Origin of the sequence: Pseudomonas sp. GL93 (genome assembly GCF_003408955.1) — a bacterium.
GTDB lineage: Bacteria > Pseudomonadota > Gammaproteobacteria > Pseudomonadales > Pseudomonadaceae > Aquipseudomonas > Aquipseudomonas paracarnis.
Genome location: NZ_NKRF01000110.1, coordinates 20,354 through 30,903, shown reverse-complemented (window position 1 = coordinate 30,903; position 10,550 = coordinate 20,354). Strand labels below are relative to the sequence as shown.

Annotated in this window: 9 protein-coding genes; 6 read left to right on the top strand and 3 right to left on the bottom strand. The window is 60.4% G+C overall.

The window, feature by feature from the left end; translation table 11 throughout:
- Nucleotides 1–206: 206 nt before the first annotated feature.
- The gene (locus CER19_RS24040) at nt 207–1,700 is read right to left on the bottom strand and encodes a CoA-acylating methylmalonate-semialdehyde dehydrogenase (protein WP_116668234.1); all 1,494 of its coding nucleotides are present in this window, start codon (nt 1,698–1,700) and stop codon (nt 207–209) included.
- A 39-nt stretch (nt 1,701–1,739) separates the two neighbouring features.
- Nucleotides 1,740–3,089, bottom strand: coding sequence for an aspartate aminotransferase family protein (locus CER19_RS24035; RefSeq protein WP_003188272.1), 1,350 nt, complete (start codon nt 3,087–3,089; stop codon nt 1,740–1,742).
- A 126-nt stretch (nt 3,090–3,215) separates the two neighbouring features.
- Between CER19_RS24035 and CER19_RS24030 the strand changes: the two genes are divergently transcribed.
- From CER19_RS24030 to CER19_RS24005, 6 genes are all read left to right on the top strand, one after another.
- The gene (locus CER19_RS24030; protein WP_116668233.1) at nt 3,216–4,136 is read left to right on the top strand and encodes a LysR family transcriptional regulator; all 921 of its coding nucleotides are present in this window, start codon (nt 3,216–3,218) and stop codon (nt 4,134–4,136) included.
- A gap of 88 nt (nt 4,137–4,224) precedes the next feature.
- Nucleotides 4,225–5,619: a uracil-xanthine permease family protein gene (locus tag CER19_RS24025; RefSeq protein ID WP_116668232.1), complete on the top strand. Its 1,395-nt coding sequence runs from the start codon at nt 4,225–4,227 to the stop codon at nt 5,617–5,619.
- A gap of 87 nt (nt 5,620–5,706) precedes the next feature.
- Nucleotides 5,707–6,366: a TetR/AcrR family transcriptional regulator gene (locus CER19_RS24020; RefSeq protein WP_014716776.1), complete on the top strand. Its 660-nt coding sequence runs from the start codon at nt 5,707–5,709 to the stop codon at nt 6,364–6,366.
- A 12-nt stretch (nt 6,367–6,378) separates the two neighbouring features.
- The gene (locus CER19_RS24015) at nt 6,379–6,960 is read left to right on the top strand and encodes a YigZ family protein (RefSeq protein WP_116668231.1); all 582 of its coding nucleotides are present in this window, start codon (nt 6,379–6,381) and stop codon (nt 6,958–6,960) included.
- Between the two features lie 56 nt (nt 6,961–7,016).
- A complete protein-coding gene (locus CER19_RS24010) occupies nt 7,017–7,703 on the top strand; it encodes an SDR family oxidoreductase (RefSeq protein WP_116668230.1) in 687 nt (228 codons plus the stop codon).
- A 212-nt stretch (nt 7,704–7,915) separates the two neighbouring features.
- The gene (locus tag CER19_RS24005; RefSeq protein ID WP_116668229.1) at nt 7,916–9,274 is read left to right on the top strand and encodes an 8-oxoguanine deaminase; all 1,359 of its coding nucleotides are present in this window, start codon (nt 7,916–7,918) and stop codon (nt 9,272–9,274) included.
- Nucleotides 9,275–9,408: 134 nt separating this feature from the next.
- Here the strand turns inward: CER19_RS24005 and CER19_RS24000 are convergent, their stop codons facing one another.
- Nucleotides 9,409–10,500, bottom strand: coding sequence for a calcium:proton antiporter (locus CER19_RS24000; RefSeq protein WP_116668228.1), 1,092 nt, complete (start codon nt 10,498–10,500; stop codon nt 9,409–9,411).
- Between the last annotated feature and the right edge of the window lie 50 nt (nt 10,501–10,550).

Sequence of the window (10,550 nt, the reverse complement as noted above, 5' to 3'; positions counted from 1 at the left end):
CGATGAACTGAAGCAGCTTGCTGCCAGAAACTTCGTAACTCATTGTTTACCAAGGAGTTTTCCGTTTCGACTGCGCCGGAAGTGGGGCGAATTATAGGCCTCCAGAATCTGCCGTCAACCTTCTTTTTCACATTTCTGTCATATAAGTCAAAAAACCCAGTAACGCAAAGGCCGGCCCCAGGGGCCGGCCTTCTACCTACCGAGCCTTACAGACTAGGGAAGGCGAATTGCGACGCTTCATGGCTGGCCCGTTGCGGCCAACGCTGGGTGATCGCCTTGCGACGGGTATAGAAACGCACCCCGTCCGGCCCATAGGCATGCAAGTCGCCAAACAGCGAACGCTTCCAGCCACCAAAGCTGTGATACGCAACCGGCACCGGCAGCGGCACGTTAACCCCCACCATGCCGACTTCAATCTCATCACAGAACAGACGCGCCGCTTCACCGTCACGGGTGAAGATGCAAGTACCGTTGCCGTATTCATGCTCGTTGATCAGCTGCATCGCCGCTTCCAGGCTATCCACCCGCACTACGCACAGCACCGGCCCAAAGATCTCTTCTTTATAGATACGCATCTGCGGGGTGACGCGGTCAAACAAGCTACCACCGAGGAAAAAACCTTGCTCATGCCCGGTAACACTCAAGCCACGGCCATCAACGACCAGCTCAGCCCCCGCCGACACACCGTCTTCTATATAGCCACTGACTTTATCCCGCGCCTGCCCCGTCACCAACGGCCCCATATCCAGCCCGCAAGAAGTGCCCGCCCCAATCTTCAAGGCCTTGACCTGCGGCACCAGCTTGGCGATCAACGCATCCGCTACCTGGTCGCCCACGCACACAGCCACCGAGATCGCCATGCAACGCTCACCGCAGGAACCATAAGCTGCGCCCATCAGGGCACTCACCGCGTTATCCAGGTCTGCATCCGGCATCAGCACCGCGTGATTCTTCGCCCCACCCAGCGCCTGCACACGCTTGCCACGTTTGGTCGCTTCGGAATAGATGTACTCGGCAATCGGCGTCGAGCCTACAAAGCTCAACGCCTTGACCTGCGGCGCTTCGATCAACGCATCCACCGCTACCTGGTCGCCATGCACCACGCTGAGCACGCCTTTAGGCAGCCCGGCTTCCTGCAACAGCTGCGCAATCAACAGCGTCGAACTCGGGTCGCGCTCTGAAGGTTTAAGGATGAAACAGTTACCGCAGACAATCGCCAGCGGGTACATCCACAAAGGCACCATCGCCGGGAAGTTGAACGGTGTGATACCCGCCACCACGCCCAGCGGCTGAAAGTCCGACCATGCATCAATGTTCGGCCCTACGTTGCGGCTGTATTCACCCTTGAGAATCTCCGGTGCCGAGCACGCGTATTCCACGTTCTCGATCCCACGCTTGAGCTCACCCGCTGCGTCTTCCAAGGTCTTGCCATGTTCTTCGCTGATCAACTGCGAGATCCGTGCTTCGTTCTGCTCCAGCAGTTGCTTGAAACGGAACATCACCTGGGCACGCTTGGCCGGCGGCGTATTACGCCAGGCCGGAAACGCGACCTTGGCTGAGTCAATCGCCTGTTGAATGGTTTCACGACTTGCCAACGGCACCTGGTGAATCACCTGGCCGGTAGACGGGTTATAGACGTCGGCACTACGACCGCTGTCGTTGACCAGCTCACCGTTGATCAAATGCTGGATAAGGCTCATGCAGGGCTCCTGAAAAATTGTTCTATATAGAAGGAAAAATCAGTCGATCTTGTTCAGCACTTCGCCGACCGCGTCAAACAGACGGTCCAGGTCCTGCGGCTTGCTGTTGAAGGTTGGCCCGAACTGCAGGGTGTCGCCGCCAAAACGCACATAGAAACCGGCTTTCCACAATGCCATGCCGGCCTCGAATGGGCGCACGATGGCATCTCCATCACGCGGGGCAATCTGGATAGCACCGGCCAGGCCGTAGTTGCGAATGTCGATCACATTCTTGCTGCCTTTCAAACCGTGCAGCGCGTTCTCAAAGTGTGGCGCGACTTCGGCTACGCTCTGCACCAGGTTTTCTTTCTGCAACAGGTCCAATGCCGCCAAGCCCGCCGCGCAAGCCACAGGGTGCGCCGAGTAGGTGTAGCCGTGGGGGAATTCCACGGCGTACTCCGGCGTCGCCTGGTTCATAAAAGTCTGGTAAATCTCGCTACTGGCAATCACCGCGCCCATCGGGATAGCGCCGTTGGTGACTTGCTTGGCGATGCACATCAGGTCCGGGGTCACGCCGAAGCTGTCGGCACCGAACATCGAGCCGGTGCGGCCAAAGCCTGTGATCACTTCGTCGAACACCAACAGGATATTGTGCTGGTCGCAAATTTCGCGCAGGCGCTTGAGATAACCCTGCGGTGGCACCAATACGCCAGCGGAGCCGGCCATCGGCTCGACAAACACGGCGGCAATATTCGACGCGTCATGCAACTCGATCAGCTTGAGCAACTCATCGGCCAAGGCAATACCGCCCTGCTCCGGCATGCCCCGGGAGAAGGCATTGCTGGCCAGCAAGGTGTGAGGCAGATGGTCGACATCCATCATCGCCTGGCCAAACAGCTTACGGTTACCGTTCACACCGCCCAGGCTGGTACCGGCGATGTTCACGCCGTGGTAACCACGGGCGCGACCAATCATCTTGGTCTTGGTGGCCTGGCCTTTGAGGCGCCAGTAGGCCCGCACCATCTTCACCGCCGTATCGGCACATTCAGAGCCCGAATCGGTGAAAAACACATGATTCAGGTTGCCTGGGGTCAGGTCGGTGATCTTTTCCGCCAACTGGAAGGACAACGGATGACCGTATTGGAAGCCTGGAGAGTAGTCCAAGGTGCCCAATTGCTTAGCGACCGCTTCCTGGATTTCCTTGCGCGTATGCCCGGCGCCACAGGTCCACAGGCCCGACAACGAATCATAAACCTTGCGCCCCTTGTCATCGGTCAACCAGCTACCCTCGGCGGCCACGATCAGGCGTGGATCGCGCTGGAAGTTGCGGTTGGCGGTGTAAGGCATCCAGTGCGCATCCAGCTTCAATTGGCTGGCCAGGGACGATGGGGCGTTTTCGGGCATGTTCATCAGCAAAACCTCGCAGGGCAACAGGCAGCGTCGGGATTGAAAAAGCGTTGTTGCAGCTAAATTGCCACGGGGATAAAGTCGGTGAAATCCAACTATTCTAACCTTCAGTCAGGACTTCACTAAACTATGAGCGGCCGTCGTCCCGACCCTTTGGCGCAAGTCAGTGACTTTGATATTCGCCTGCTGCGCATCTTTCGCAGCGTGGTGGAGTGCGGCGGCTTCTCGGCAGCGGAAACCGTCCTCGGCATCGGTCGCTCGGCCATCAGCCAGCAGATGAGCGATCTTGAGCAACGGCTCGGGCTGAGGCTCTGCCAACGTGGCCGTGCCGGGTTTTCCCTGACGGAAGAAGGCCGCGAGGTCTATCAGTCTGCCCTGCAACTGCTGAGTGCCCTGGAAAGCTTTCGCACCGAGGTCAACGGCCTGCACCAACACTTACGCGGCGAGTTGATCATTGGCCTCACCGACAACCTCGTCACCCTGCCCCATATGCGCATCACTCACGCACTGGCGCAGTTGAAGGAGCGCGGCCCGGACGTGCAGATCCAGATCCGCATGATCGCCCCCAATGAAGTGGAGCAAGGTGTACTCGACGGTCGCCTGCACGTCGGTGTGGTGCCCCAGGCCAGCGCACTGTCGGGCCTGGAATACCAGCCGCTGTACAGCGAGCGCTCCTTGCTCTATTGCGCGGTCGGCCACCCGCTGTTTTATGCCGATAACAAGCAACTCGACGACGAACGGGTCGACAGCCAGGACGCCATCGCCCCCACCTTCCGCTTGCCCGCGGAGATCCAGGCCCATTACCAGGCGCTCAACTGCACCGCCAGTGCCTCAGACCGTGAAGGCATGGCGTTCCTGATTCTCACCGGGCGTTATATCGGCTACTTGCCCGATCATTACGCCAGCCTGTGGGTACAACAAGGCCGACTGCGTGCGCTGAAACCGGCGACACGTTTCTACGATTTGAGCCTGGCATCGGTCACGCGCAAGGGCCGTCGCCCTCATTTGGTGCTGGAAAGTTTCCTGGAAAGCCTGGCCGCCACCCGCTAACTCGGGCCTTGCACAAAAAGCTGAGCACATGGACAGCTTTTTGCAAGGACTCAAGGACCTTGAACCGTCCGCCTTGAGTTGACACGCCATGCCCCCAGAATCCTCCAGCCCCAGCGACCTGATCTACGGCCTCAATGACCGGCCGAAACCACTGCCCGCTCTCCTCGCGGCGCTGCAACATGTGCTGGCGGCGTTCGTCGGCATCATCCCGCCGCCACTGATTATTGGCTCCACCCTCGGCCTCACCGCCCACTTGCCCTACCTGATCAGCATGGCGTTGATGGTTTCCGGCGTAGGCACCTTCATCCAGGCACGCAGGCCGTTTGGCATCGGTGCCGGCATGATCTGCCTGCAAGGCACCAGCTTTGCGTTTCTCGGCGCGGTGTTGTCAGCAGGTTTTCTGGTGAAGCAACGCGGTGGCAGCCCGGAAGACATTCTGGCGATGATTTTCGGCGTGTGCTTCTTCGGTGCAGCGGTACAGATTGTATTGAGCCGCTTTATCGGCCAGCTGCGCCGCGTGATCACACCGCTGGTGACCGGCATTGTGATTACGCTGATCGGCATCAGCCTGATCAAAGTGGGCATCACCGACCTCGGCGGCGGTTTCAATGCACCGGACTTCGGCGCCCCCGCCAACCTGGCGCTGGGCCTGTTCGTGGTGTTGACGATAATCCTGCTAAACCGCTCGAACACGCCCTGGGTACGTTTGTCGGCCATTATTATCGGCCTGGCCCTGGGCAGCCTCGCGGCGTGGTTCAGCGGCAAACTGATTCCCCAGGCGTTGCCTGACCTGCCATTGGTCAGCCTGCCTACACCATTCCGCTTTGGTTTCAACTTCGACTGGAGCGCCTTCCTGCCGATTGCGCTGATTTATCTGATCAGCAGCATCGAAACCGTCGGCGATCTCACCGCCAATTGCATGATTGCCCGCCAGCCCATCAGCGGCCCTTCTTATATAAGCCGGCTCAAGGGCGGCGTCCTCGGCGATGGGGTGAGCTGCATGATCGCCGCAACCTTCAGCGCCTTCCCCAACACCACGTTTGCGCAGAACAATGGCGTGATCCAACTCACCGGCGTGGCCAGCCGTTACGTCGGTTTGTACATCGGCGTGTTGCTGTTCTGTCTGGGCCTGTTTCCATTGATCGGCGCCGTGCTGCAGCAAATCCCCAAGCCGGTGCTGGGCGGCGCCACCCTGGTGATGTTCGGCAGCGTGGCTGCGGCCGGCGTGCGCATCCTTGCCCAGGCACCGCTGGACCGACGCAGCATGCTGATCATCGCCACCTCATTCGGCGTTGGCTTGGGTATCGCCGCGCAACCCAACCTGCTGCACCTGATGCCAACACTGGTGCAGAACCTGTTCGACTCCGCCATCACCAGCGGCGGTATCACCGCCATCCTGCTGTGCCTGTTACTGCCGGAGGCCAAGGCAAGTAGCGCCGCCGCCAACCACAGCCCGGAACGCGACAGCCTGGAACCGCTTTGACGGTTTTATTGCATCAGGACTTGTCTGAGGCTTGAGGGTGGGTTATCTGTGCACACGTCGTCTCTATCGATCAGCACGGAAACCTCCATGAGCCTCGAAGTTCCTGCCCACAGCAACCACGCCGGTAAACCCGCCAGCCGCATTCGGCAAAAGAACGAACAAGCGATTCTCCAGGCTGCTGAAGATGAATTCGCGCGCCATGGCTACAAAGGCACCAGCATGAACACCATCGCTGCCAGTGCCGGGCTGCCCAAGGCCAACTTGCACTACTACTTCACCAACAAGCTGGGCCTGTACGTCGCGGTGCTGAGCAATATCCTCGAACTGTGGGACAGCACCTTCAACGCGCTGACCGCCGAGGACGACCCGGCCGTGGCGCTCGCTCGCTACATCCGCACCAAGATGGAATTCTCGCGCCGCCAACCCCAAGCCTCGCGGATCTTCGCCATGGAGATCATCAGCGGTGGCGAATGCCTCACTGAATATTTCGGCCAGGACTATCGGGCCTGGTTCAGTGGCCGTGCCGCGGTGTTCCAGGCGTGGATCGACGCCGGCAAAATGGACCCCGTCGACCCCGTGCATCTGATTTTCCTGCTGTGGGGCAGCACCCAGCATTACGCCGACTTCGCCACCCAGATCTGCCGCGTTACCGGCCGCACCAAGCTGACCAAGCAGGACATGGAAGATGCCGGCACCAACCTGATCCATATCATTCTCAAAGGCTGCGGCATCAAGCCAGCCCTATAAACGAAGAGATTTATGTCTTTTACGCTCACCGGCTTTTGCGAGTTTCGTGAAGAAATACGCAAAAGCCGCTTTATCACCTTGGCGGCGCCGATTACCAGCCCGCAGGACGCCCAGGCGTTTTTCGAGCAACACTGCGACCTCAACGCCACGCACAACTGCTGGGCCTGGAAGCTGGGCGATCAATACCGCAGCAGCGACGACGGCGAACCCGGTGGCACCGCGGGGCGCCCGATCCTTGCGGCCATCGAGGCCCAGGGCTTTGATCAGGTGGCCGTCTTGGTGATCCGCTGGTACGGCGGCATCCAACTGGGCACGGGTGGGTTGGCCCGCGCCTATGGCGGCGGGGCCAATAAAAGCCTGCAAAATGCCGAACGCATCGAGCTGATCAGCCGCGTCCCCCTGAGTTGCGCCTGTGGCTTCTCCGAACTGAACCTGGGGAAGCTGCGTGTCGCTGAACTCGGCGGGCTTGTGGTGGAAGAAACCTTCACCGCCAACGGCGTAGAGCTGCAGCTCGCACTGGGAGAGGCGCACATCGACACCCTGCAAACCCAGCTCGCCGACCTGAGCCGTGGGCGCATCCTGCTCGAACGCTGAAACTGCTACTGTTATGCGCTGAACTCCCTGAACCGCGATTTCAAAGGAAGCCTTTCATGTCTACGCCAAAAACCGCACTGATCATCGGCGCCTCGCGCGGGCTGGGCCTTGGCCTGGTCAAGCAACTGCTCCAGGACGGCTGGGACGTGACCGCCACCGTGCGCGACCCGAACAAGGCCGATGCCCTGAAAGCCGTGGGGCCGGTGCAGATCGAGAAGTTGGATATGGACGACCAGCAAGCCGTGATCGCCCTGGCCCAGCGCCTGAAAGACCGCACATTCGACTTGCTGTTCGTCAACGCCGGCGTCAAGGGCCCGGCCAACCAGGAGCCCGGCTACGCGACCCTGGCGGAAGTCGGCCAGCTGTTCTTCACCAACGCCGTGGCGCCGATCAACCTGGCCCAGCGCTTTATCGGGCAGATCCGCAAAGACACCGGCGTGCTGGCTTTCATGAGTTCGGTGCTGGGCAGCGTGACCATTCCCGACGGCTCGGACCTGGCGCTGTACAAAGCCAGCAAGGCCGCCCTCAATTCGATGACCAACAGTTTTATCACGCAACTGGGCGAGCCCAAGCCGACGGTGCTGTCACTGCATCCGGGCTGGGTGAAGACCGACATGGGCGGCGAAAACGCCCACATCGACGTCGAGACCAGCGTGCGCGGCCTGGTGGACCAGGTAAATGCCTACACCGGCAAAGGCGGCCATCACTTCGTCGACTACAAAGGCGACACCATCGCCTGGTAACCACCCCCAACTGTAGGAGCGAGCTTGCTCGCGAAGAACGCCCAGGCAATGCGTTAAACCAGACTGCCCGCGTCATCGTTGACGATTTTCGCGAGCAAGCTCGCTCCCACAGAGGTAAACTGCCCACCTCGCCCTTCCCGGCGACCCTGGATCAGCAGACAGGGCAACACTGAGCTGGCAAACCTGAACCCATCATTCAGAGGAGCCGGCCAATGCCTGCGACCCGTATCTGGTTAAAAAACCCCCTCGCGATTTTCACTGCCAATGGCCTCGATGCCCGTGGCGGCCTGGTGCTGCAAGACGGTGTCATCACCGAAGTGCTGGCCCAAGGGCAAGCGCCTGCACAACCCTGCGCGCAGGTGTTCGATGCCCGCGAGCATGTGGTGCTGCCTGGGCTGATCAATACCCACCACCACTTCTATCAAACCCTGACCCGCGCCTGGGGCCCAGTGGTCAACCAGCCGCTGTTTCCCTGGCTGAAAACCCTGTACCCCGTATGGGCGCGGCTCACCCCGGAAAAACTCGCCCTGGCCAGCAAAGTCGCCCTGGCCGAGTTGCTGCTGTCGGGCTGCACCACGGCGGCCGATCACCACTACCTGTTCCCCGATGGCTTGGAGAACGCCATTGATGTGCAGGTCGAGACCGTGCGTGAACTGGGGATGCGCGCCATGCTCACTCGCGGTTCCATGAGCCTGGGCGAAGCCGATGGTGGCCTGCCGCCGCAGCAAACGGTGCAGCAAGGCCAGGTGATCCTCGAAGACAGCCAGCGCCTGATCCGCGAATATCACCAGCGCGGTGACGGGGCGCAGATCCAGATCGCCCTGGCGCCGTGCTCGCCGTTTTCCGTCACCCCCGAAATCATGCAAGCCAGCGCCGAACTTGCCAACCAGTTGGACGTGCGCCTGCACACCCACTTGGCGGAAACCCTCGACGAGGAAGATTTCTGCCTGCAACGCTTCGGGCTGCGTACCGTGGATTACCTCGACAGCGTCGGCTGGCTCGGCCCACGCACCTGGCTGGCCCACGGCATTCATTTCAACCCGGACGAAATAGCGCGCCTGGGCGCCGCCGGCACCGGCATCTGCCATTGCCCAAGCTCGAATATGCGCCTGGCCTCCGGCATCTGCCCTACCCTGGACCTACTTGCCGCCGGCGCCCCCATCGGCTTGGGCGTGGACGGCTCGGCCTCCAACGACGCCTCGAACATGATCCTTGAAGCGCGCCAGGCCCTGTACATCCAGCGCCTGCGTTATGGCGCGGAAAAAATCACCCCCGAAGGCGTATTGGGTTGGGCCACCAAGGGCTCGGCGCAGTTGCTGGGGCGCACGGATATTGGCGAGTTGGCCGTCGGCAAGCAGGCGGACCTGGCACTGTTCAAACTCGATGAACTGCGCTTCTCCGGCAGCCATGACCCCATTTCCGCGCTGCTGTTGTGCGGTGCGGATCGGGCGGATCGAGTGATGGTCGGCGGCAAGTGGCGGGTGATCGACGGCCAAGTCGAAGGCCTTGACCTCAAGGGCTTGATCGCCGATCACAGCCAGGCGGCGCGGCAGTTGATCGCGGGCACCTAAGCCAGGCGCCAATCAAAATGTGGGAGCGGGCTTGCTCGCGAATGCGGTGGTTCAGTCACAGATGTACTGACTGACACAGCGCATTCGCGAGCAAGCCCGCTCCCACATTGGATCTGTGCCACCTTTCAAATCGGCTACAAACCCAATAGCGACAGCATAATAAAGGTCGCAAACAACACAAAATGCGTCATCCCTTCTATCGCATTGGTTTCACCATCGTTGAGGTTGATCGCGCTGACGATCAGGGTGATAAACACCATCACCGTTTGCACCGGCGTCATCGCCATCTGGAATGGCTGCCCGGTATAGAGCGCCATGGCTTCCATCACCGGCACCGTCAGAATCACCGTAGACAACGAAGCCCCCAGCGCGATGTTGACCACCGATTGCATGCGGTTGGCCAACGCGGCGCGCAGTGCCGTGAGGATTTCCGGCGCGGCCGAGATAGCCGCCACCACAATCGCGGTAATCACCGGCGGTGCACCTGTGCCTTCCAGGCCCAGGTCGAGGGTCTTGGACATCACCTCGGCCAGCGCGCCAATCACGACCACTCCAAACACCAGGGTCGCAATGGAAAACGTCAGGCTGACAGACGGCGCGTGCTCGTCTTCCGGCTGTTTCTTGCGGCGTTTTTCCGGGTAGCTGTAGCTGAAGAAATAACTGTGCGGCCCCACCTGCATCCGCAGGAACAAGGTGTAAAGCACCACCATCGCGCCAATGGTGAAGGCCGAATAAATTTTCCAGTCGGCTTCGGGGATAAATTCCGGCACCACCATCGACACGCCCATGGCGGTAAGGATCATCACACTGTAGGTGCGCGCCGAGTCATCGTTGTAGGACTGTTCGCCATGCTTGATGCCGCCCATCAGCGCGGCCAGGCCGAGGATGCCGTTGATATCGAGCATCACCGCTGAGTAAATGGTGTCGCGCACCAGAGTCGGCGATGGCTCGTTGCTCATCATGATCGCCAGGATCACCACTTCCACCAATACAGCGGCGAGGGTCAGGATCATGGTGCCGTAGGGGTCACCGACTTTTTCCGCCAACTGCTCGGCGTGATGAGCCACGCGCATCGATGCCATCACGATAAACGCGATCAGCGCGAAACCGGCCAGCAGCGCGACCAGTTGGCCGCTGTGGAGCATCCAGTGTTCCAGCGGGTAGGCGGCGATGGCGGCAATCAGCGCCAGCAGCATGAATTTTTCTTGCTTGAGGGATGTGAGCATTCCGGGCCTTTTCGTACAGCGAATCAGTCATTGATGGGGTACAGACTGCG